General features: G+C 37.7%; 21 protein-coding genes. 5 read left to right on the forward strand and 16 right to left on the reverse strand.

Annotation, left to right across the window (positions count from 1 at the left end):
* Window position 1: 1 nt before the first annotated feature.
* From SB679_RS19110 to tssO, 13 genes are all read right to left on the reverse strand, one after another.
* On the reverse strand, window positions 2-1,930 hold the full coding sequence (locus tag SB679_RS19110; RefSeq protein WP_410703922.1) for a type VI secretion system Vgr family protein: 1,929 nt from the start codon (window positions 1,928-1,930) through the stop codon (window positions 2-4).
* A gap of 62 nt (window positions 1,931-1,992) precedes the next feature.
* Window positions 1,993-2,853 (reverse strand): lytic transglycosylase domain-containing protein, encoded by an 861-nt coding sequence (locus SB679_RS19115; RefSeq protein ID WP_410703924.1) that lies wholly within the window; start codon window positions 2,851-2,853, stop codon window positions 1,993-1,995.
* Between the two features lie 62 nt (window positions 2,854-2,915).
* Entirely contained in the window at window positions 2,916-5,411 is a 2,496-nt protein-coding gene (locus tag SB679_RS19120; protein WP_410703926.1) for an ATP-dependent Clp protease ATP-binding subunit, read from the reverse strand.
* A 287-nt stretch (window positions 5,412-5,698) separates the two neighbouring features.
* The gene (tssD, locus tag SB679_RS19125) at window positions 5,699-6,100 is read right to left on the reverse strand and encodes a type VI secretion system tube protein TssD (RefSeq protein ID WP_410703927.1); all 402 of its coding nucleotides are present in this window, start codon (window positions 6,098-6,100) and stop codon (window positions 5,699-5,701) included.
* A gap of 189 nt (window positions 6,101-6,289) precedes the next feature.
* Complete coding sequence (locus SB679_RS19130; protein ID WP_410703929.1) at window positions 6,290-7,261, reverse strand: hypothetical protein; 972 nt, start codon at window positions 7,259-7,261, stop codon at window positions 6,290-6,292.
* An 84-nt stretch (window positions 7,262-7,345) separates the two neighbouring features.
* Window positions 7,346-7,876, reverse strand: a complete 531-nt coding sequence (locus SB679_RS19135; RefSeq protein ID WP_410703931.1) for a hypothetical protein — start codon at window positions 7,874-7,876, stop codon at window positions 7,346-7,348.
* A gap of 71 nt (window positions 7,877-7,947) precedes the next feature.
* On the reverse strand, window positions 7,948-8,532 hold the full coding sequence (locus tag SB679_RS19140; protein ID WP_410703933.1) for a hypothetical protein: 585 nt from the start codon (window positions 8,530-8,532) through the stop codon (window positions 7,948-7,950).
* Between the two features lie 49 nt (window positions 8,533-8,581).
* On the reverse strand, window positions 8,582-11,326 hold the full coding sequence (locus SB679_RS19145; protein ID WP_410703934.1) for a hypothetical protein: 2,745 nt from the start codon (window positions 11,324-11,326) through the stop codon (window positions 8,582-8,584).
* Between the two features lie 18 nt (window positions 11,327-11,344).
* Complete coding sequence (locus tag SB679_RS19150; protein WP_410703935.1) at window positions 11,345-11,848, reverse strand: DUF4280 domain-containing protein; 504 nt, start codon at window positions 11,846-11,848, stop codon at window positions 11,345-11,347.
* A gap of 93 nt (window positions 11,849-11,941) precedes the next feature.
* A complete protein-coding gene (gene tssR / locus SB679_RS19155; protein WP_410703936.1) occupies window positions 11,942-14,341 on the reverse strand; it encodes a type VI secretion system protein TssR domain-containing protein in 2,400 nt (799 codons plus the stop codon).
* Between the two features lie 47 nt (window positions 14,342-14,388).
* Window positions 14,389-15,300, reverse strand: coding sequence for a PKD domain-containing protein (locus tag SB679_RS19160; protein ID WP_410703937.1), 912 nt, complete (start codon window positions 15,298-15,300; stop codon window positions 14,389-14,391).
* A 45-nt stretch (window positions 15,301-15,345) separates the two neighbouring features.
* On the reverse strand, window positions 15,346-15,873 hold the full coding sequence (locus SB679_RS19165) for a type VI secretion system transmembrane protein TssO (protein WP_410703938.1): 528 nt from the start codon (window positions 15,871-15,873) through the stop codon (window positions 15,346-15,348).
* A 7-nt stretch (window positions 15,874-15,880) separates the two neighbouring features.
* Window positions 15,881-16,414 (reverse strand): type VI secretion system TssO, encoded by a 534-nt coding sequence (gene tssO, locus SB679_RS19170; protein WP_410703939.1) that lies wholly within the window; start codon window positions 16,412-16,414, stop codon window positions 15,881-15,883.
* Between the two features lie 192 nt (window positions 16,415-16,606).
* On the opposite strand from tssO, the gene SB679_RS19175 reads away from it, so the two are divergent.
* From SB679_RS19175 to SB679_RS19195, 5 genes are all read left to right on the forward strand, one after another.
* The gene (locus SB679_RS19175; RefSeq protein ID WP_410703940.1) at window positions 16,607-17,278 is read left to right on the forward strand and encodes a response regulator transcription factor; all 672 of its coding nucleotides are present in this window, start codon (window positions 16,607-16,609) and stop codon (window positions 17,276-17,278) included.
* 139 nt (window positions 17,279-17,417) lie between these two features.
* Window positions 17,418-17,708 (forward strand): HU family DNA-binding protein, encoded by a 291-nt coding sequence (locus SB679_RS19180; RefSeq protein WP_002984212.1) that lies wholly within the window; start codon window positions 17,418-17,420, stop codon window positions 17,706-17,708.
* A gap of 373 nt (window positions 17,709-18,081) precedes the next feature.
* On the forward strand, window positions 18,082-19,641 hold the full coding sequence (locus tag SB679_RS19185) for an Rne/Rng family ribonuclease (protein WP_410703941.1): 1,560 nt from the start codon (window positions 18,082-18,084) through the stop codon (window positions 19,639-19,641).
* Window positions 19,642-19,747: 106 nt separating this feature from the next.
* On the forward strand, window positions 19,748-20,218 hold the full coding sequence (locus SB679_RS19190) for an OsmC family protein (protein WP_410703942.1): 471 nt from the start codon (window positions 19,748-19,750) through the stop codon (window positions 20,216-20,218).
* 228 nt (window positions 20,219-20,446) lie between these two features.
* Window positions 20,447-21,094 carry a response regulator transcription factor gene (locus SB679_RS19195; protein WP_410703943.1) on the forward strand — a complete coding sequence of 216 codons (648 nt, stop codon included), beginning with the start codon at window positions 20,447-20,449 and terminating at the stop codon, window positions 21,092-21,094.
* Window positions 21,095-21,329: 235 nt separating this feature from the next.
* Here SB679_RS19195 and SB679_RS19200 read toward each other — a convergent pair whose 3' ends face one another.
* From SB679_RS19200 to SB679_RS19210, 3 genes are read right to left on the reverse strand one after another with little or no spacing between them, the layout of a single operon-like run.
* Window positions 21,330-22,841 (reverse strand): carboxypeptidase-like regulatory domain-containing protein, encoded by a 1,512-nt coding sequence (locus SB679_RS19200; protein WP_410703944.1) that lies wholly within the window; start codon window positions 22,839-22,841, stop codon window positions 21,330-21,332.
* 11 nt (window positions 22,842-22,852) lie between these two features.
* The gene (locus SB679_RS19205) at window positions 22,853-24,217 is read right to left on the reverse strand and encodes a CsgG/HfaB family protein (RefSeq protein WP_410703945.1); all 1,365 of its coding nucleotides are present in this window, start codon (window positions 24,215-24,217) and stop codon (window positions 22,853-22,855) included.
* A 28-nt stretch (window positions 24,218-24,245) separates the two neighbouring features.
* Window positions 24,246-24,656, reverse strand: coding sequence for a curli production assembly/transport component CsgF (locus tag SB679_RS19210; RefSeq protein WP_410703946.1), 411 nt, complete (start codon window positions 24,654-24,656; stop codon window positions 24,246-24,248).
* Window positions 24,657-24,665 lie beyond the last annotated feature (9 nt).

Genomic DNA, 24,665 nt, shown 5'->3' on the forward strand with positions numbered 1-24,665 from the left:
ATTAATGGGATTTAGAGTTTTGTCCGCTGTTGTTATTAAATTCTCCCTGAGTATGCCAGTTGTTATTTCCCTGTACTGCTACTTCTTTAGTCTGGGCATTTTCTTTCATTTCTTTTGCCCTGGATTTTCTCTCACCCTGTGCTACTTCCATAATGTTGGCCGCCATCAGACTGTAATCTAATACGGCATTCTGCGTCATCATTCCTCCTGCTACACTGGTATGGTTCATTCCGGCACCTTCTGTAATATTCATTCCTGCGTTGGACGTAATATTTTCGACAGCCGTAATATTGATATTTTTAGCATTGATATTGATCGTCTCCGGAGCTGTAATATTAATATTGCTTCCCGTAGTATCCAGGTGGATCTCGTTTCCGGATTTATCGGTGATGATAATACTTTCATCTTCCGTAAAAACAATTCGGTGCCCGCTTCTGGTTTGGATGGATTTCACTCTGTTGTCTGCACCGCCTCCCAGGCCTACTCCACCATGGAACATTCCGCCCATAACAAAAGGTCTGTCCGGATGACTGTGTACAAAATTCACCATCACCTGATCTCCTACTTCAGGAACTGCTACATACCCTCTGTTTTGGGTGATTTGATCGGTACCTCCGGCGTCAGGGCTCATCACACGAACATAATGTGTCATATCATTCGTCTGCCAGTCAAATCTCACCTGTACTCTTCCCTGTCCTTCCGGATCAGCATTGGAAACTACAGTTGCCATCTGAGATTCGGCCTTAGGCATTGTGAAATCAGGTCTCGGAAGAAATCCGGTATCAGCAGCAATAGCTTCAAATGTTCCTGAATAATGTCCTATTGTATCGATTTCGTGAGTAGTTTCCGTTACCATGATTCGAGTAAAATAAGACGTTTCATTGGAATCCTGTTTTCTCATCTGGATATCAACAATACATCCCGGATGCAGAAAAGGAACGGTAGTAGAACCTTCCACTGAAAACACATTAACGGCAGCACTTCCTGCCACACTTCGCTGCGAATGTTCTATATCGAGATGGGTAGCTCCTTTGATTGGTGCAACCTGTAATGCCGGTGTTTTAAAAATCTTATCATTATGCCCATAAGCCGTTTTTGCAAGATCACTTACATGACTAATCGGCGTTGCTCCTGAAGTCAGCTTTTCATTTTTACTGCTATTGTAGCCGTAAAACTGCGGTTTGGTATGTACTGCTTTCAGTTCAACTCTAATGTCGTTGGCATTACTTCCATAAATCAGCCGTATGGGTTTGTTCTGTGGGGGAAGCTTGCCGAAGTGAAGTACTTCACCATCATAATAAAACTGTTCCCCATAAGCTTCTGCCATTCTTGCCAAATAATTGTAATGGGTCTCATCATACTGGCTGCTGTAGATGATCTGCGAATAGTCATTGGTATCAATTCTTACATCAAACCGACTGTTGTCAATACCTTGTTTAATGACTTCTTCTGCAATTATTCCCATATTGACAGGCTGGGTACCTCCAAAACTTTGAACATGTGGTGCCCCATCCAGTAGAATAGTCGGGCTATACCCGGAAAGCACAATATTTCCAAGACTCATTTTTTCCTGACTGAAACCTACTTTGGTGATGATACCTACAAAATTTCTCTCCGGACTGTTTTCAACATCTTTATAGGAAATAACCGCGGTAAGGCGTTTTCCCAGAAATTTATTGGCTTCTTCCAGGGTGTGGGTCTGCCGGTCTCCCAAGGCATCATGCGCCAGTGTAAGCGTAAATTCATGGTGACGCTGTGCGCTCTGTTTGAGTTTAAAATGCTTGTAATATTTGATTACTTTTCCTTCTACTACTAAAGAAAGTTTCACCAGACGGTTGATTCCGGTATGATGGCTTTCTGAAACGCCGTCAGCATTTTGTGCCGGACGAAACGAAGGGGTTTTCGGTATATTTTGTGATTCTGTTTTCATATTCTCTGTGTTTGGATAGGTTAAAAAATCTCTTAGTGTGGTGTGTGGTGTTTTTTGTGGTGTTATCTCCCTTGTTTTATCGAGCGGGAGAGTATTTTATTTTTTCTTAAAAGAAAATCAGGCATCAAATCCATCGGTAGGTAGAAGGTACTTTCTCCTTTTTTCTCAAGCTCCTGCTCAATACCGGGATTCCATGCCAGTATTTTATCTACATCTACTTTAAGTTCATCGGCAATGATATTGAGGTTAAATCCTGCATTGATATCCGTTTCAGAAAGTGATTCATCATTTTTCCGGTTTCCGCCTTCGGTAAAGAAAACGGTATTCATACGAGAACTGTTATAATTGCTCAGAACACTAGGCAGTTCTCCTGTAGCATAACAGGCGTTCAGGTATTTTTTTACATGATTTATCGTTTCTGCAGGAAGGTATTTGTAAAATTCATGATACTGAGACGAACCTGCGGCCTGCATAGCTTTGGCAATATTTCCTTCTCCGCAATTATAAGCGGCTACTACAGTCACCCAGTTATTGTATTTCTTATAGAGATTGGCCAGAGAAATTACCGCTGTTTTTGTACTTTTATACAAATCATTACGGTTTTGTTCTGAAAGTCCATATTGATTGGCATGTGCGGTCATAAACTGCCAAACCCCTACTGCTCCTGCTCCGGAAGTGATGTTTCTGTTAAAATGAGATTCGATTAAAGCCAGATTTCTCAGATGTCTCGGCAGCCCTTTTTGAACAAGGCTGTATTCTATAAAATCAACGATATCTTTATTGGCATTAATGATACTTTTGTATTTCCGGACACTTCCTTCTGAGGTATCCGAAGCTTCAAGAAACTGGGCATTCGCAAAAGTGACAGTTCCCATCAACAATAATCCTGTCAGGATATTTTTGAAAATAATTTTAATTTCCATTGGTTTATATTTAACAGTGAAAGCACATTCGCCGGGTGGCCAATTCACTTTTCACTTTTATATTAATCTACTTTCCAGCTTAGCTGTTCTTCTTCTGTATTCCAGTCTACCGAAATGGTCTGTCCGGCTTTTACTTCTTCTCTCACAATCATTTTGGAAATCGGTCTCGCAAGCTGTGCACGGATAACTCCCGAAATCTGTCTTGCCCCATATTTACTGCTGAATCCTCCCAATGCAAGGTTTTTAACCGCTTCATCAGTGATTTTAAGGACAATCCCCAATCTCGTCAGTGAAGTGTGAAGTGATTTCAATTGGATATTAAAGATTCTTTCTGCAATGGATTCTGTAATGGGTGCAAAAGGAATAATTTCCGTGATTCTGGCTAAAAATTCAGGTCTGAATCTTCCTGAATTAGACATAATCTGCATCAGTGAAGAAGATACGGGTACTTTTCCTTCTTCAAACTGTTTTACAATTTCCTCACTTCCGATATTGGAGGTGAATAATATCAATGCATTGCTAAAATCTCCTTCTTTACCAAGTTTATCATGTACTTTTCCTTCATCCATGATCTGCAGGAAAACATCAAAAACAGAATGGTGTGCTTTTTCAATTTCATCAAATAAAACTACGGTATAAGGCTGCTGTCTTATTTTGTTGACCAGCATTCCCCCTTCTTCATAGCCTACGTATCCCGGAGGCGCTCCGTATAACAATGCAGCAGAATGTTCTTCTTTAAATTCCGACATATCAAATCGTACCATCGCTTTTTCATCATTGAAAAGAAGCTCTGCCATTGATTTGGCTAATTCTGTTTTTCCGGTACCGGTAGGTCCCAGAAGAAAGAATGATCCGATAGGCTGTCCGGGTTTGTTAAGACCACTCCGGTTTTCAACAATGGCATCGGAAAGGATTTTTAAAGCGTGATCCTGGCCCACTACTCTATTCAGGAGAAGGGTTTCCATATTCAGGAGCTTTTCTTTTTCCTGAGCCTGGATCTTACCGATAGGGATATTGGTTTTTGCGGCCATCACTGCTGCCAGTTCCAGACGGTCTACTTTTTCTCTTTTTTTTGAGGCATGCTGTACAAGCTCTGCATAGGTTTCTTCGATTATTTTCTGAATTTCCTCAACCGGCATTGAATTGTCGATCTGTGGCTGCTCACTCAGTGAACCCCATAAAATCGGACTGATTTTATCTCTTAATAGATTATAATTCCAGATCAGTTCGTCGGCTTTGTCTTTTTCATCTAAATATTCTTCTTTGAGAATGGTTTCATAGATTTCTTTCCAGCTTTCGAGTTCTTTTTCAGAGAGTTCGTCCAGCATTTTGATCGCTGCCATTGTTCTGTCTAATAAATCAATCGCCGCATCCGGTAATTTTTTACCTTTTGCATATCTTTTTGCTAAACGCACACATTCCGGAAGCGCAGTTTTTTCCACTTCAATGCCATGGTGTTTTTTATAACCGTCTAAAAGAACATCGATCATTTTAACACATGTTTTTTCATCCGGCTCATGAACGGTTAAGACTTCGAAACGTCTGTTGAAAGCCTGTTCTGGTTCGATGATTTTTCTGTATTCTTCCTGAGTTGTTGCACCGATTACGGTGATTTCACCTCTCGCCAATTCAGGTTTTAAAAGATTGGCAACGTTTCCGATGCTTCCTTTTGGATCCAGCAGGGTGTGAATTTCATCTATAAAAAGAATGGCTTTTTCAATTTTTTTGCATTCGTTGATGACCTTTTTCAGACGGTCTTCAATTTCTCCTTTATAAGAAGTTCCGGCAAGTAAAGCGCCCGTGTCGAGTTCTAAAAGGGTGCCATTTTTAAGCATATCAGGCACGTTCCCTTTTATAATTTCAGTAGCAAAGCCTTCTACCAATGCTGTTTTCCCAACACCGGGCTCGCCAATGATAATGACATTCGGTTTGCTTCTTCGACACAAGATTTCAACGAGCATTCTGAGTTCTTTGTCACGTCCTATAATATTTTCCAGATCGCCTTTTCTGGCCTGCGCAGTTCTGTCTACACAATAGCTTTTAATCGATGGAAATGATGAATCCGAGAAATCAGACCCATTTGAAAAGAGTGAAGCAAATTCACCATCTTCAGATGCATTGAACGGAGTATCTTTTCTATATAAATTAAATATCTCGTGTTCTCTGAGCGGCAGGGATTTCAGCTGCTGCAATGAGAAAGCAACCTGCGGTTTTACAATAGCTGTCAGGATACAGATTGGAGTAATCTCATCCAACCCCAATTTTAACCGGATATCATCGGCTTCTTCTATAATGTCATCCACCGCATCATCTTCTTTAATATCATCCGGAAGATGGGTAGTTTTAGGATAATCTTCAATGCGGACATCGGCCCATTCGTAGAAATATCCGGGATCTTTATCTATATTTTTCAGAAATTCATTAAGCCCGATATCTTTATGCATTAAAGCCTGCAGAATATGCGGACCGCCATACGCGGCATTATAATTTTCCTTAGCGATCGACTGAGCAATGTGAAATAATTGTTTTACGGTCTCGTTGGTTACTAGTACTCCCATTTTAAAATTTTTCTCAAAAATTAATAATATATCTGATGTTGGTGTATTTTCAGAATTCTGTTTTGCTATATCTTAAACAACATGATGATCTATAATCATATAAGATTTTATGTATACTAAGATATTAGTTTTTTTCCAATAATGTAAAGTATGTCTTTCAAATGTGACATAGTCTCTTTTTTGGCATAAAAAAGTGAATCAAAAACAGATATATTTTTTCCTAATGGTAAAAAAAGACCGTCTTTTTAGGTGACAGTCTTTTTTATGAATGTTGATGATGTGTCATACTACTTTGGCCACATCCCTTCATAAGGGGCTGTTCCATAGGTAATTTTTTCTGCACTTACAACAAAACTGATCAGCATACTGTTTTCATCTACAGCATCGAATTCCACCTCGTGCTGAATTACATATCCGTTCTCCCAGCTAAGAGTGATTAATGTTCCTTCTTCGTGAGATTTGTTGAAAGTAATTTCACCTTTAGTAGGTTTATACTTTCCGTTTAGTAAACTTTCGAGAATGTCTGATTTTTCTGTAGCTTCTATGGTAAGCTTGATGAGTGCGTTAGAAGGATCTGATGCTACACGTCCTGATACGTCAGTAGATCTTGATACGCTGTAGTTCAGCTTTAATAATTTTTGTCCCTCGTTTCCGTTGAATTTTAAAATTCCTCTTGAATTTGCTGCCATGATAATAAATTTTAATCGTTATTATTATTTTGTTATTTGGTGATTTCTATAGCAAATATAAAACGTGTTTTTTTTTCTCAAAAACTTTTGAATATAAATTTTAAAATTTGTCGTAATTCTACGATTTGATGTCGTAGTTCTACGACTATTGATTTTCATAGATAATATAAAACACTCAATACAAACAACTTAAAACAGTTCATCAACCGCAATTCTTGTAGTGTATTTTACCCCAAACCGGGAAATAGAATATTTTATCCAGGCCGTTTTTATCATTCCATCTTCTATAGTTACAGTATAAGTTCCGTCATATTCTACAGGATCCTGAGTTTCTGATTTTGACAAATTCAATAGAAGATCCACCTCATCCGTATAGTCTTCATCTTCGATAGTCTGTTGGATGATTACCGGGACATTTTCATCAGAAATTGATTGCCGGAAGTAGGATTTTCCATTTTTAAAGCCATTTCTTAAACCCGAAAAATAAATCCTCAGGAAGGTATCCTGTTTCATCCGTTCGTCAAATAGTTTTTGATTGGATAAGACATATTCAAAATCCTCGATATACCTCGCTGCATATGGGTCGGGGAAAAGATCGGTAAGTCTTTCTTTAGCTTTTCCAAAATTTTTAATGACTCCCGGTAAAAGGCTGATGTTAAGAATTTCACCTTTTGAATCCGTTGTGATCTGAAAAGGATGTAAGGACTGAATGCATTCGATGGCCAGACCGAACATCTTGCTTTCATTTTCAGTGTAAAAATCTTCTTTGGAGAGATGAAAAGTGTGGGTATCGAGATCTTTTTTCACCCATTGCAAAGTGACACTGTACGCAATATCACTGCTTTTACTGTCGCCTTTTTCTTTTTCGTGAGTTTCTGTGATGGTAACCCGGTATTTCCTTTCCTTATGTTCCGGAGCAAAAGTAAGCTCGGGATTCAACACGACTTTTTTGAAAGGCGCATCATTTCTGCTGTTGTATTCCTGGATCTTATCCATTTCGGGGATAAGCAGTTTTTTCCTTGGAATTAATTGATCATAGATATAATCTTCTTTTGCACAATACCGATTGTGGTATTCTTTCAAATATTCGGGATTATCAAGATGTATTTCTTCAGCAATGCTTTCCAGCGTTTCTCCGGAAATGATGAAATGGATGATCATAGTTCAGTGTTAGTTTGGGAAGCAATTAATTTAGATTAATTTTCACTATTAATCTTTTTATTTGGCATAAAAATCTATAGTAAACTACTTTCTTGTGAATTCTAAATATTTATCTTCACATTGTGTGAAATTTTCATATTCATTCATAGAATTTCCGTAGTTCTGCACAGTAATTTTATCATCAGCAAACATCCCGCCCATCTTTCCCATTCCGATGGTGGTACTGCCGTCATCATTGATGGAGGTTTCTGCTTTTCCTGAAAGAATTATTTTGGCTTTATCATAGATTTTGAAAGTCAGTTTATGGCTAACTTCAGCAATGACAATGGAAAATCTTCCATTTTCGCAGTTTTCCGCTACAAACCGGCCTTCTATCTTGTTGATATCCTGACGTATACCATCAGCTTTAGAAGGTGCGATTTCCTTCTCGGCAACCGGTGTTTCCGTTTTACTTTGTTGAAAAGATGCAGTATTATTTACGGAATCTTTTGGTGCATTATTCTGGACAGCAGCAATGTTTGTGCTTTTTTCCGGCTGGGCGTTTGTATTTTTCTTGCATGACATCAGGCAAACTGCCGATACAATTACCAGACTGAGAATATTTTTTCTACTCATAAACGCTTTATTTTTCATTTTAAATATACTCAAAAAAGCCGGACGAATAAGGGTTGTCCAGCTCATCTTTTTTAGATTTTGGAGATGCTGCCATCTGCAAGTATTTTATATTTTCTGATGGTTTTCTTTTTGAAATCACTGTAATTCACCTCATAGATATCCACGGAAAGGTCTTCATTCACGGAAAACGACTGATAGGTCTTATTTTCCGGCATTGCATAGCCTACTGATTCCTGTGATACGATCTGATTTTCTTTCATCACAACCATTTCTTCGGAACTGGAATCTCCTTCGAAACAAATAATATAGATTTTAAGATTATCTTTTAAACGGGAATGTAACTGAAAAATCCTTTCGGGAGTTCCTTCCAGCTTTGAAGACAGTTGAGTCATCAGCTCTCTGGAACTTTCTTCGTTCAGAAGCGGATATCTTTCAGCACATTCGGAAGCTCCTTTTTGGATGCATAAAGTGGTGTATTTCTCAAAATCGAAAGGCAGGGCAACGAGACCTGTACTGGTTTTTTCGCCTAAAGATACCATGTTGGTTACAGTCTCGCTTCCCGCTGCAGTTCCTGCTAAAACAGGTGTTGTCTTAGACCTTTCCGTACAGCAGATCAGGAAAGCAAAAATGAATATAAAATGGGTTTTATAATACATGAATTCTGATATTTGGTTTTTAACCGTTTACATTTATTAACAAGATATTTTATTTCCCCTGTAAGGCTTTAAGTCTTGTCTCAGCGGCTTTTAGCACTTTGACATAGGCAACATCCACCATCTTATTTCCTTGTTTCTTTTTGACATAATATCGGATACTGCTTAATCCGCTCATTTTTTGAACATTATACCAGTTGGTTTCATCAAATGTATCGCCGGCAAGGGCTATAAATCTTGTATAACCTTCAATTGCCTTGGCTTTATCTTTGGTACAGCCTGATTTATCCAGATCAGGATCATGCCACAATCCCCAGGCAAAGGAACCTCTTTTATCATTATAAGCCTTGCTGTCTTTAAAGATGAAATCATCTGTTTTTTTATCATCTTTATCTTTACAGGACGCATAGAGGTTTTCATAGGCTTTTTTGAAATACTTCAGACGGTCGTTATAGCCGTTTAATCCACCATTGATGATCCTTGTGATGTAAATTAAATCATTAACATCTGCATTTTCATTGATTTTTTTAAGTTCCGTCCAGTACCATCCTGCTGATCTTACACTGTAAGGCAGGGCTTCAAGTTTCTTTTTATTGTCTAATGATGAGGTGAAATCCTGGTTTTCATAATCTCCATATCTTTTGTAATTGCCGGCACCCGTCAGCTGGATAAGCCCACGCCCTTTATAGCCTCCATATGCAGTATCTGCGACATTTAGCTCAGCCGTATATTTAAAGTTTCCGGATTCGTGGATCAGCTGGGCCAGGAAATGGGATTTTCTGAGACAGGTATTGATTTTATAATCCGTCATGGTTTTATTCAATGCTTCAAGATACGTTTTGGCTTTATCTTTAGCCACTCCAATCGATACAAGCACTTCTTCTGTAAGATCTTTTGTACAGTAGCAGGTTCCGGGTTTATTCGCCACCGGCTTTTGTGCCTGGAATCCGCTTAAACATTCGCATACTTTTGTTTGTCCAAGTTCTTTGGCGAGTTGTACAATGCTTTTTCCATTAAGTTCTGTAGCACTTTTGCAGAAATATTTATCGTCTAGGTATTCTGTACTGAATTCCCTTACATCCATATGGATCCAGCTGAATGTATGGTCATACCTCGGATTTTTGTTTTTATCATACAGCAGATCAATAGGCTCTATCGAGAATTTATCTTTATCGGGCCATTCTTTTTGAGCTCCAAGATATTTAACGAAGATGTTATCCCTCATATCTCTCAATTCTTTAAGGTTTTTATCCTGTGCACCTCTTATCGCCCAGGTTCCTTTGCTGAACTGCATGTCTATTGCTTTACCCTGGTGATTGGTCGTAGTATAGTTCTTAAAACGGCATCGGTATCCGGAGCTGAAGGAATCAATTGAGTAGGTTTTCTGTAGGCTGAAATAATACTGCAGTGCTTTGAATCCAAATAAAAGCGACCTGTGCAATCCCGGATATTCATATTTATGGAAAGCTTCCGTTTTCGTAGTCGATTTATAGGTTCCTTTTCCAGTACCGTCACCAAAGCCTTTGCAGTTATTAGTTTCTTTCGTTCCTCTTAGCTTACTGGTTGCTTCTTTTCCTTTTGTGCCGCAAGAGCATTTAATCTGTCCCCAAAAGGTGCTGCTGATATCAAATTTTGTAGAAAAATCATCAATAGCCCGCAGAACATTTCCGCAGATTTTCCCTGTTTCCGGGACTTTCATATAATCTTTCTGGAATTGTTTGATCATTTTTTCCGTTCTGTCCGTAAATACGTCTGTAGGAACATTCCCTCCAAAACCGGAAAGACGGATATTGACTTCTCTGATGAGTTCGCTTTTATCACCTTTTTTAATGCAGTATTTCCCGCCACAGTCTACTGTATTCTCCTGGTCGTTTACTTTAGTAGTTGCTTTTCCGTCTGGTTTTTGAGGAGTTGGGGTTTGTTTAGGTTTTACCGTTCCGGTGGATTCTCCCCAATCCCAAAGTTCCTTGAACCAATCGACTGCCTGATCTACCATTCCTTTTTCTTTGTTGGAAGGCTGTTTTTGTGCTGCAGGAGAGTCTTTAGCTTTCGGAGGGGTTTTTCCTGGGGCTGGAGATGGTGATGCTGGAGTTTTAGGCTGTACAGGAGGTTTATATTCTGGATTTTGAACGTTTACGTTGTCTGATGCATGTTTTTTATCTGTATAGTATTCTACGGTGACGTAAAATTCAAGTTCTTTATCCATTTCTCCTTTGGCCGCTTTTTGTACCAAAGCTTTTGTCAGCAGAAATTCTACACTCGCCACACCATTTGTACCTACTGTCCCTTCTTTTTTATCAACAAAAAGATTGCTGGCATTGTGTCCTTCCCCTTTGGCATCATCTTCCCAAAGGGTAAACAGCAGTTTTTCACCGGCAAGGTTTATACATTGAGCCTTGGCTACGAGTTTTTCCATGTAGCTGAAAACGGTTCCTTTTGTATCGTCTACATATAGCAGTTCTACTCTATTAATTTTCGGAACAGCGGTTGGCTGAGGAGTAATATCTATCGTGGTTAACCCTTCTCCTTCAGGTTCATTAAGATAAGCTTCCAAACGATAGGTATGCTTATAAGAAACTTCACCAAAGGTAAATGTTCCGTCGCCTTTTTTCTTGATATTGGTGGTAGTAAAGCTTCCGTTAGAACGCTTTTTAAATAATTCCCAGGTAACCATTGCGGGATTTTTTTTGTCCTCAGGGGTACCTGGATACCATTCTGTAACGCTGTAAACTACCTTCTCTCCTACTTTGGGAGAAGAATTTCCTGATATTTTTGAAACTCCTTGTTTTGTTGGCATCGTAGAAAATTTTAGCCGTTAATAAGCGTCGATTTCACTTTCCTCTACAGATTCTTTAAAGTCATCCATTTTTACCAGAGGATTGATATGCTGTACCGTTTTGCTGTCGGCATTCTGCACATTTTTCTTGCCCATTTGTCCGCGCTGCCCGTGATCCTTTATCGTAATTTTCCCGCCTGTTGTACATTGAAGTTCGGAAGCTTCCGTCACACAGCTTTTCCCCATGACTTTTACTTTTTCATAGGTTTTCTGCCACTTTCCTGCCGGAGCATAGGCACACGGCAGATACCCGCCGGCCGTTGGCTTAAGCTTACATTTTCCGAAACTAGGGCCCGGAGGATCAAACTGCAGATCATCTTCTGTTACGGCAAGATATTCCGCACTGCCTTCCGCATCATTCCAGTAGTGCTGCTGATGTGCCGTTACTTTATGCATGGGAAACTGGTCGCCCTGATTACATTGGGACTTACCTTTTTGAACGACAAAATATTTGCCGTCCTGAGATGAGGATTGATTTGACATACTTCATGATTTGGGTAGTATCAAAGATAAAAAATTTCCTGTAATACATAAAAAAAGCAGAAATAAATTTCTGCTTTCTATTATTATAAGTTATTAATGTTTAGTATATTCCGGTTCTTCAACAGGCATCATGGTTGGCATAAAGTACTCATTCAGCCAATAGAATGTCTGTCCATTCTGCTGGATTTTCACTGCTGGATCGTTTCTATGATTAAGCATTCTGTCTGCTAACACTTTGTAATATTTGAAATACGTTCTTACGGTTTCTTTATTAACAATTTTAGACTTTTTCCAGCCTTTCAGCTTGTATTTAGACATGGTTTCCTCTTCGGAATTATCAAAACCGGTACTCATTCCTACCGAATATGACATTGGCAGCTCATATAATTCTGATTTATCCAGGAATTTGATCGTAGGATTGTATTTTTTCAAAATGCTTACATATTCCTTAATCGCTGCTGACTGGCTGAAGCTTACTTTTTCAGCATCGGTTTTTTGATAAATCTCAGTATAGAACGCTTTAAGATTATCGTATTCCACTTCAGAAATCAGGATTCCTTTTTCAATACCCGGTTTATAATCTTTCAAATCTTTTGGAATATATCCTTTTACCAGGAATGGGTTTCCATAGTTAATCAATTGGGCAGCAATTCCTGCCGGAACAGGGTTGGTAAGACCCGGATACAGATATTTGTATTTCATATCTACATCTGTTCTTCCCGCTCCTACTGAAGAATGGAAATATTCATTTAATGATTTATCAATGGTCTGATTATCTAAAGTCACCTGAGCAATCAGGCTGTCCACAGATTTTTTCAGATATCCTGGTGTTGCGATATCCCCTTTTTTAGGGAATATTACAAATCCCTGAGACATACTTTGCTTTGGATAATCTAATGAGAAGAATCCTGCATCTCCTTCTATCAGGCTGAAATTGTTTTTTGTAAGAACATCACTCTGGTTGATGATCTTTTGTTTCTTAAGTTCAGCAATGTTTTTAGCGGTGTTGGTCACAATATTTTCTGCCATCAAGACAAAATCATTGTAGGTATCTGATGATCTTGCACTGGTCTGGAACATGATTAACCTGGCTTGTGCCTGGGTAAGTGAACTGATCACACTGTACATGTTTCCGCTTTGATTGGCTGATGTTCCTACGGTGATCACGATATTTGTTTCGTCCGGAACATTAGAAAGAAGATTTCCTGCTGCGGCAAGGGCCTCGCCTACCGGCTGATACCCATTGTTGCTTGGACAGTTCATCTCATTGGTTTTTTCGTCTATAAATTTGGTGATCTTACTGTAATCCGCACTTAAATTAGAAACGGAAACATTACTACCACATGAATTATTTTTATACAATACCACTCCATATTTCACATTATTAAAATAGGAAGGCTTTTCAAATCTAAGCTGAAGATCCTGCAATAAAGACTTTACAATAGGAGCATATGGTGCATTTTGTGCACTTACATCGAGTGCGAAAACAATATTAATCGCTTTATCTTTTTCGGTGATCTCTCTATAGCGGTCAAACTTGATTTTCTCTCCTAAAACATTGAATATATAATTATTGCTGTAGTCTAATATATTCGTAAAATATTTTGTTTTGGAATCCGGTGTCTGAGCTTCATTTAAAGCTAAATTTACCGGATAAATATTTTCTAGCGGTGTTCTTTTATTAACATCAGTAAGGAGAATCGCTATTTTATTTTCTGCATCGGCTCCTCCCGGATATCCTTCATGTATCCCTAATGCTGTTTCTGTAACTCCTGTGTTATTTTTCAATTTTATGGCAGAACGCTCGCCCCAGGCAGAGACTACATTGGAGCTCACCCAGCCATACAGACTCGTACTGATGCTATCCATATCAATCGATGGTTTCTTACCTACCAGAAATCTTTTGTTGTTTTCGGCCTGTTTGTAGACGTATACCATCTGGCCGTTCGGAATCTTAACGTTGGCCGTTTCTATGAGACTTGGTGAATTAAACACCATGATAGAATCATTTTTGTAATACCGGTCTGAGCTTTTGATCACTTCACTGTTACTCGGAACGACAGCTACTCTTACAGGAAATCCTGTCTTTTCGCTTTTTAAAGAATTATTCCATAGAAGAAGATCTGATTCGGGAATCCAGCCGTATGTTTTAATAGATTTTGATGAAACCTTTTTCATTAAGGCATCCGGAATATATTCGGCAACTTTTACCATTCCGTCTCTATGTTTTAAAACCATTAAAGGTTCCAGAAACTTAACTTCTTTGTATGATTTCTCATCATTTTTATCAAGGTAAGCTGTATTTCTTGAGCGGTCCGAAACCACAATCCAAGGAGTGGCTTTTTTCGGATATCCATTTACGACAGGTGAATTATCCACTTGACCGTACTGTGCAGGTTCAGGTGTTCTTTTCGACGGTAGTTTTACCTGACAGCTCATCAGTAAAACTGAAAGGCCAATATAATATGCTGCTAGAGGAAATTTATTTTTCATCCTATTTTCTTTTATGAGTGGTGTGCATCCAGAGGTACTGAATGATATTATTTGCTTTGGTTTATATCAACTTTGGTGACACAGTTTTGTTTGTCATCAAAATTCACTTTTACAGTCTGGATGACCGTATTCTTGTCAAACTGAAGTCCTGCGCAATACATGTAAAAGTTGTTTGTTTTGCTATCGTTCACTTTTACAACTGTATTTTCGTTGTTACAGAGATAGGTTCTTAACAGATAATTATAATTCATATTGAAATTATTACCGTTAGCAATCTGCTGCAAACGATATTTAAAATCATTATCAATTCTTGCATAAGAATCTTCTACAGATACTTCTTCTTCCTGCAAAGCATCGTAAGCGGGAAGAATTTTGATGCGGTGATAAACAGGATCCTGACTTTCTTCAGTATATAATGTCACTAAATAATCTCCGGGCTTTTTATAAGAATAAATTGCCATTTTATCTTTGGAATCTGTATTTCCAGTTTCCCCGAACTTCCATGAAAACTTTGTTGCATCGGAAATCGCACGGAACTGTACGTTTTCATTCTGCATCGCCTGCGTCTGAGCATCAATGGTTGTTGTAATTTTTGCAGAATCTTTTGCCTTCGGAAGTCCTCTTGCGGATACCATTACCGGGAAGGATTTTGTGTATTTGTTATCAACAATTAAGCTTACCTGATAGTAACCAGGCTTGTCATAAAAGTGGATACCGCTGTTTTTATCAGAGATTCTGCCATCCCCGAAATTCCATCTTTTTGTCTTTGCAAATTGGGTTTTATCTTCAAATAAAAGCGTATCTCCAACTAACAGCGTAGACGGGTAAACAACCCCAACAATATCATCAGCAGAATGGATCACCTTTTTTTGAAGCCACAATGCTACAAGCGCCGCTATCAGCAGAGCTGCAATAACACCAATAATAATGTTTTTTTTGTTCTTTTGAAAATAATTCATAGTTAATAATTGTGATGTGTTTTGTTTTCTTATATTCTGATTTGATTACTGCGTTCTTGATTTTAATACATTTTCCCGCTGAAAAAGACGGTTTTGCTTATCTTTAAATCCAATCCTGCAATCTTCCACCTGCTTTTCAAACTTTTTAATATCTTCTGTTGTTGAAGAAATGACCTTCTTGTCATCAAAATACATTTTATAGAATTTAGCAATCTGCGGATAAGCATCTTTTCGGACATCAGTAATATCATTTTTTGCATTAAAATAATTCTGCAGATCATTGATACCAAGTTCGATATTATCTTCTACAAATGGCTCAGGAGTCACATCTGTAATCCTGGTGATCATGGAATAGGTACTATCCATAATAGGCAGAACAAGCTTCTGATGCTGTTCAAATTTTGATTTCTGCTCCAGATTTTGAATTCCCCGTACATCTTCATCGGAAAACGGTGAATCATACCCTTTCAAAAAGAGTATTCCTAAAAATATCATTGCGGCAAAAAGCATCAGTATTAAATAAAAAAACTGATAATGCTTTTCTTTTTTAGATAGTGTAACGTGTCCCTGCATATGTTTTTTATTTTCTTCGGCCTCCTGTAAATTTTCTTGTAGGATCAATCTTAAGTTCCTTATTCACAACGTTTGATTTGTTCATGCATTCATTAAGATCCCTTTTGGCAATATTTTTCCTGTATTCCACACTACTTATATTACTTTTCAGGGTAAGCATCGTTTCAATCTGCTTCATCAAAACAGCATAATGCTTAAAACTTCCGGAACTGTCTTTGCCCATAATGTTATTAGCATCTCTTAAATTATCTATAATATTGGTTCTGAGGAAAATTTCGTTATCCACCTTATCGGTACTAAGTTGGTTCATCCGTTCATAGATATTATCCACATGCTGCTTCAGAGCATCGCTCCGATCGATGAGATCTTTATAAGCTTCGGATTCTCTCCTGATTCCTTCCCGCTGGGTATCATAGCTTTTAAAAAAGAACAATACACACACAAAGGTTACTACCGATAAAACGGCAAAAGACAAGATAAACTTCCAAATGCCTACTCTGACGTCAGACTTGTTTAATTTTTTCTCCCTGTTTGAAGACATATTTTTGTGATTTGTTTGGCCAGTGAAAATATAAAAAAAAAATTTTATGTACAATACGTATTTTCCCCCTGTATTTATCCGGGAAATATAGTTGTATTATTAATTAATTTAAGATTAACTTTCACATTCATAAGTTTTTCATAAATTAGGCCTCTAAATTTTATAATATCCTACACCAAATCGATATTAAAAATGAATAAGATATTAACTAATACTGTGCGGTTTTCGATTGCAGACAGTGATTTTTATTTTAAAAAGATCATGGTCAAGACGCTGTTGGAAAATCCTTTTTATATGCTTCTTAATGACTGTAACAACGGGCATGAGCTCGTTAACAGAATTTACAGAAGACAGGAAGATGTCTTCGTTATTGAACTCTTTATGCCAGTATTAAGTGGAATTGAAGCAATAAAATACATCAGACAAAGCAATACGGAAACCCCAATCGTTACGTATTCCGGAACGTATCAGGAAGATATGGCCGAAATTCTTTCAAAAATTCCCAACACCTATTATTGCGAGAAAAAAAGCAGCATTATTAAAGATCTTATTAAGGGTAAAATAGCTGCCGACACTTTTGATTATGAAGCGTATTCCAAAGAATGGGAGCAGCAGCCGCTTGCCGTTATGGAGTATATGGACAGACAGAAAAAAAGCCAGGAAGAGCTGTCGCCAACTGAAATCCAGCTGATGAAATTCTGCTATGAAGGCTTCAGTAACAAGGAGATCGGAGAAAAACTGAGTCTAAGCACACGAACAATTGATACCTATATCAACAGACTTACAGAAAAGCTGGGACTAAAGACAAAACTCCACCTCATCCGCTTCTGTGTAGAAAATGGCTATTATAATTCCAGCATGTAACCCTATCGTAATGTAATCTTAATATAGATTAAATACTAAAATCTCAACTGTTTAAACAAAAATTTTTTGCGACTAATTTGCTAGTATTCAATTTTTTTAACTAAATTTGCACACCTAAAATTTAAAATTAAAAAAGGAAATGACAAAGGCAGAATTGGTAAACACCATCTCAAATAAGTTGGGAACAGAAAAGAATGAAACACAGAAAGTTGTAGAAGCTTTTATGCAGGAGATCAGGACTTCTATGTATAATGGGGATAACGTTTATCTAAGAGGTTTTGGATCTTTTATCATTAAAACACGTGCTGCTAAAACAGGAAGAAATATTTCTAAGAACACTGCAATTGAGATTCCTGCTCACAACATTCCTGCTTTCAAACCTTCAAAATCATTTGTAGAGAAAGTAAAAACAAAGGTCGCAGTAAAATAAAACATTAACTGAATATTAACTAGTTACTAAAAAATTTAAAATTATGCCAAGCGGAAAGAAAAGAAAAAGACACAAGGTTGCAACACACAAGAGAAAGAAAAGAAGAAGAGCGAACAGACATAAGAAAAAGTAATCTCTTTTTCTCGAGATTTACAATATAATAATATAGTTGGTAGCTTTATTTTTTTAAAGTTTACCGACTATATTTTTGTTTGCAACTATAAGATTTCGCGGAAAATAATAACATGTTTTTAATTTATTATTAATAAAATATGATGGCTTTAATTCTAAATCCTTACATTTAAAATATTTTTAATTTGATAAAAAACATACCAATTCCCTATAATCTTAACAATTTTATCTTAATAACAAAATGAAGAAAGAACTAATAGTTTCGCATGAAGATGATCTTACAAAGATTGCACTGCTGGAAGACGGAAGACTATGTGAACTTCATGAGCAAGAGGACAAAAGCGATTTTATAGTTGGAGATCTGTTTATAGGAAGAGTAAAAAAACTGGCACCCAACCTGAATGCTGCATTCGTTAATATCGGATATGACAAGGATGCATTTCTACATTACCAGGACCTGGGCCCGCAATATCTTACATACAAGAAGTTTTTAAAAGACACTATTTCTAAAAAACAAAGCACTTCAAGCTTAAAAAATTTCGAGATACAACCCGAAATAGACAAAAACGGAACGGTAGAAAAGGTGATCGTAAAAGATGATCTGGTTCTACTACAAATTACCAAAGAGCCGATTTCTACGAAAGGACCGAGGATTTCAACTCAGGTTTCTTTAACAGGACGTTTTTTGGTTTTAATTCCTTTCGACAATAAGGTTTCAATTTCTAAAAAAATCAGAACTTCTGAGGAAAAAGAAAGACTGAAAACCCTTATTGAAAGCATCAAACCCGAGGGATTTGGTGTGATCATAAGAACGGTTGCCGAAGGAAAAAAAGTTGCAGACCTGCACAATGATATGAATCAGCTGATTCAGAAATGGGAAACTACTTTTAACAATATCCAGAGAAATAAAGTTCCGTCTAAAGTTTTAAGCGAAGAAGATAAAGCTTCAGCTATTTTAAGAGACAATTTCAACCAGGATTTCGTGAATATCTTCTGCGACGACGAGCAGATGGTAACTGAAATGAAGAATTATGTAGAAGTAATTGCCCCGGAAAGAAAGAATATTGTCCAGTTTTACGATTCCCATATTCCACTTCTGGAATATTACAACGTCGAAAAACAGCTTAAACAGAGTTTTGGAAAACACGTTAACATTCCAAGCTCAAAAGGTGCCTACCTTGTTATTGAACACACAGAAGCACTACACGTAGTCGATGTGAATTCTGGTAATAATATCACTACCGGAAATACTGCCAATAAAGAACACGCTCTGAATGTGAACAAAATGGCAGCCACAGAAATCGCCAGACAGCTGCGTCTCCGCGATATGGGAGGAATCATCGTGATCGATTTTATCGACATGACCAACCCGGATCACAGGAGAAATCTGTTCGAACATCTAAAAGAGGAAATGAGTCGCGACAAAGCTCGCCATAAGATTCTGCCTCCAAGTAAATTTGGCCTGATCCAGATTACCAGACAAAGAAACCGTCCGGAAAAACAGATCGAAACCAAAGAAGAAAACCCGAACAAAGATGGAGAAATTGTAGCTCCCATTGTTATCGTGGAAAGGATGGAAGAAACCATCAGAAATATCATGCAAAAGGATAAAGGAAAAATTTACCTGCATGTACACCCATTCGTGGAAGCTTACCTTACTAAGGGAATTAAAAGCATCCAGATGAAATGGTTTATCAAGTATAAAAAATGGGTAACCATTATCCCAAGGGATTCTTTTAAATACTTAGAATACAAAATTTACAATTCTAAAAAAGAAGAAGTATCAGGATATTCTAATTAAAACAAAATTGTAAGCCTCTAGTTTTCTGGAGGCTTTTTCTATTCCTGTAGAAAAGATTTCCCTATTTTTAACCAAAACTTTTTATATCTAAATTATTTCAATTAAAATGAGCAAAGAGCACCATTACAAAACTACCATCCAATGGACCGGAAATAAAGGCACTGGAACCAGCGGGTACAGAGATTACGAGAGAAGCCACACCATTGCTGTCGATCATAAACCTGTCATGGAAGGTTCTTCCGATCCGGCCTTTCGTGGTGACAAGACGAAACACAATCCTGAAGATTTATTCTTATCCTCCCTATCCTCCTGCCACATGCTCTGGTATCTTCATTTTTGTTCTGAAGCAGGTGTTATTGTCATAGATTATCAGGATACTGCAACAGGGATTATGACAGAAACACCCAATGGAAGTGGGCATTTCACTCAAGCTGTATTACATCCTACAGTTACAGTAACAGAAGAATCCATGGTGGAAAAAGCCAAGGAGCTTCATCATAAAGCCAATCAATTTTGTTTTATTGCCAACTCCGTGAATTTTCCGGTACAACATATCCCTACTGTGTTAGTTAAATAATTTGCGCATTAGGAATAAAAACCGTATAACCCTCTTAAATAATAGACTTTAACATAAATAACTCTAAAACATTTAAACAAAACTCCACAAAAAGAGAATTATTTACAAAATAATCAATAAAAAATACATTTTATTAGTCATTTATATTATATAATTCGTAATTAATTGCTAATTATATTCAAAATGTAAAGTTTTTTTTATATTTTTATATAACCAAAACTAACCATGATGAAACCAAGATTAACTATTTTTGATGAGCCCATGCTGTATACAGAAGGATTATCAAAACTGCTTTCTCAAAGTAAAATTTTCAACACAATCAATATTTGTAATTCTTTCGAAACACTTTCCCAACAGTTAAAAGAAGAGGCTCCGGAAATCCTGATGATAAGCTCTAATATGCTGATGCTTACAGATATTTACAAATCCATAGAAAACATTACTGCTGAAAACAAAGACATTAAAATCATTATTATCGGCAACAGTTATGATGTGATTGATATCAGAAAGCTTTTTAATAAAGGAATAAAGAGTTACCTCGATAAAAACAGCCGGTATGATGAGTTCATGAAATCCATCCAGGCTTTGCTTTTAAATGAAATCTATATCTGCAATCACGCCAAAGAGAGTATGATTCATTTTTTAAGCAATGAACCGGGAAAAGCAAGTTCTCATATCAAAGATCCGCTCACGCGACGGGAAATGGAAATACTGAGGCTGATATGCGACGGGCTAAGCAGCAAAGACATCTCAGAAAAACTTTTTATAAGCATCAACACTGTAGAAACCCACCGTAAAAGGATCCTTTTAAAACTCAATGTAAAAAACTCCGTAGGCGTCGTGAAATACGCACTTGAAAATCATATTATTGACTAAGAAAAAATCCAAACCTTCAGGTTTGGATTTTTTTGTACTATGTAAAAAGTAAAATGTATTCATGATAATAATGGTTGGGGTAACAAATCTTCTAATATTTAAAGTAGTATTTTTCAAAATCACCACTATAAACTATAAACCGTCACCCCTCATACACCATACACCATACACCATACACCATACACTATACACTATACACCGTCAACCATAAACCAACAGCCGCCAACCATTCCTCTTATTCATAATCCGGCATTTCTGCATTATTGAAGAGCACTGCTCTGGAAAGGTCTGTCATAGAACTGTTGAGATCTATGGTCATCACGTTTTTCTGAGAAATATTATCATTTGAAGTATTCATGAAAATAACCTGTGCATTATTGGGTGAAAATCTGGGATCCAGGTCATTTGTTCCCAATGGTTTTTCACTTTCCAAAGAAATATCATAGACTGCATTACTCACCAGATTATAGACAAAAATATGGGAATCGAGCTGGCGGTAATTGCCACTGCTATCCTGATAACCGGACATATCCCGGGTATAGAGAAGAAGCTGCCCATCAACAGAAAAATTTAATCCTCCGCTTGCTCCGGAAACGCCTGTTACCACTGTTTTTAAGACTGTCCCGATCATATCAATAACATAGATCTTCGTATTGTATCCACTGAAATCATTGGTTTTTAAAGCGATTTTACTTCCATCGTAACTCCAGTCACATTCTGAGATCATACTTCCGTCTGGTGTCGTATACACAAGACTGAGGCCGCTTCCGTCTTTATTGATTCTGTATAATTTATTGAAATTAGAATATAAAAGTTCCTGTCCGTTGGTACTCCACGCAAAATCCATCTCATAATTATTAAATCCGGCAGCAGGTACGGTCGTCACTTTAAAAGGATTTGAACCGTCAGGATTTGCGGTATAAAGATGTGTGCTTCCGCCTTCGGTTCTCAGGAAGGCAATTAAGCCGGCATTGTTATTTTTCCTTGGTCGCCAGCTGTTGTAGGACGAATTGGTAAACTGAAAATTATTTCCCTGTGCATCACTTGAAATGATCACAAAATTACCGTTCTGTTTCTGTACATAGTGATACCGATTTGTAGGAACCGTATTGGTCGTAAATTTACCAACAGCACTTAAAACTGGCGGGTGAATGTCGTCCGAAACAGACACCTGCCAGAAGTAACTAACACCAAACTTCAAATTTGAGAGTGTATAATGATTCACTTTCAAATCATTAACCTGAATTACATTAATGTCAAGGTTATTTTTAATTGTTAAACTATATTTTAATACATCTGCTGTATCCGGATCGGTGGCCGTCCAGGTAAGCTCTACATTCAAAGGCTGGTTTACTGCATTATCTACCGGACTCAGCAATTGCGGCGCTGTGGGCGGAGAGTTTAACGACGTATCGTCATCCATCTCAAAAACCACGGTGACCAGCTGATTTTGATTTTGCAGATTAACCCCTTGAAAAGTGGTGATATAGCCTGATAATTCTGCTTTTACAGAATAGTTTCCAACAGGCATATTAGAAATTTCAAATGTTCCGTCAGTCCCACTGAAAACAGTCTGGGTAGTGGGTGCTGTAAAAATTTTCACATTGGGAATCGGCACATTGGTGCCTCTTTTCACTACTTTTCCTTTCAATATTCCTGTCTGAGCCTGATCTGTAAGTTCTTCATTACATGAAAACAGGCAAAAATAAAGAATGAATATGCTGATAATTTTTAGTAAAGTTTTCATAGTGTTTGTTTTTATTTTTTTCCAATATAAAAGTTGACCCCCAACGCAAAACGTAACGACTGATCTTTATGTTTTCCTTTTATCAATCCTTCCCAATCGTCTTTAAAACCGATATCATACTGAGAAGAAGCCCTCAGAGCGATATTGTTGTCGATCATATACTCCAGGCCGCCTCCTACCTGACCTTTATATTGGGGACTCACTTTTGAAAACATGGCTCCGAAACCTCCATACAGGTATGGACTGAATTTATATCTCGGAAAAAGAAGGTATTCCAGATTGATCTCCGGAACATAGTAACTCCTTTTTACAATATTCTTATTTTCTAAAGTAAAATAGTTGCCGTTCAATTCAAGATTAAAACTTGGGCTTAAAAAATATTTAACGCCTACTTTTCCACCTACATTCATGGTAGGCCCCACATAATCATCTTTTACTTTTTGTGCTTCCACATTCGCAAATACAGAGAGTTTTTGTCTGTAATTTTCCGGCATCCTATCTCCTATGGTTCTGTTCATATTTTTATCCTGCTCCCGGGTATATTCATCGATAAGAGATTGATAATCGGTGGTACCTTCCACTGCTTTTCCCCAGATCTTATCCTGAATCCCTTCTACAATCAAAGATTTTACTGCTTTTTCTATAGCTTCGGTTACGGCAAGCTGTACAGGTTCATTCTGGGTAAGCCCAATCTCTGCTTCCAAAAGTCTTTCGGTATCTATATACCTGAAAAAACTTCCGTTAACGCTCGTTGAAAGTATTGTTTTGGAGGTGTAAACGGTTTTCAGAATTTCACCGTTTAAGGTAGAAACCGCACGAAGATAGATGGTAATCCTGTCCTGACGGTATTGTGTAGAGGCACCGATGCCAAAATATCTTGCTCCCAGCCCACCAGTCATGACATTACTGTCATAAGAAATAACGCCTCCTTCCAGAAGAATTCCGGCATATAAAAGCGGTGGCAGCGACTGGCTGGTTTTATCGGCATCTTTTAAATATTCCTGTCGTGTAGAGCGAATAATCTGTCTTTCATTCAAAAGGTTTGCTATATTTTCTCTTTCAATAGGAACAAACCACCTGCTGTCTTCTAATGCTTTGATCAGAATCGTGGTGGTTCCCTGCGGTACGGCTGTACTCCAGTTATTGCCGTTTTCAGAGGGCTTGTACTGGCCGGTTTGATCCCGGAATTTATAAACCCCTATTACTACTTTTTCTTTGGGAAGAGGGAGATTTTTTAATTCTGTGGTATAGGATGTGTTCTCTCCCATCGTAGATTTTTGGGGATCTGAAGGTAATCCCAACAATGAGCTGCACGCCTGCATGACGCATAACAAGGCGGCACAGAAAAAAATTCTGGTGTAAATGTAAGCTCTCATGGTAAGTTTAGTTTTTTAGTTACTTTTTTTATTTTGGAATTACGATCTCGGACTGATCGCCAGTGCTGGTATCCAAAATATTAATTAAAAGTCCTTGGGCAGTTGTGGTAATCTGCAGGTATAGTGATCCAAAAAGGTAATTTCCGGGTTGTACACTGCCTTCTCCAAACTGATCTTCAAACAGCTTTCTCGACAGCTCGCTTAGCACCTGACGATTGATGCTTTGGCTGAAACTGTCCAGGGAGTTTGCATTCCCCAATAGATTGCTGTAATCTTTTTTTTCATCAAACTGATTTTGGGCATTTGCTGAGCTTAAAAGCCACTGATAATTGAAGGTATCTCCTCCAAATGCAGGATTTACAGGTTTATAAACCAACTGCTGGGCTTTTCCACAGAATATGCCCGCAATAAAGGTGAAAATGATTATAAAAGTTTTCATAACGGACGT

The sequence above is a fragment of the Chryseobacterium sp. SIMBA_029 genome (genome assembly GCF_046535275.1).
In the GTDB taxonomy this organism is placed as follows: domain Bacteria; phylum Bacteroidota; class Bacteroidia; order Flavobacteriales; family Weeksellaceae; genus Chryseobacterium.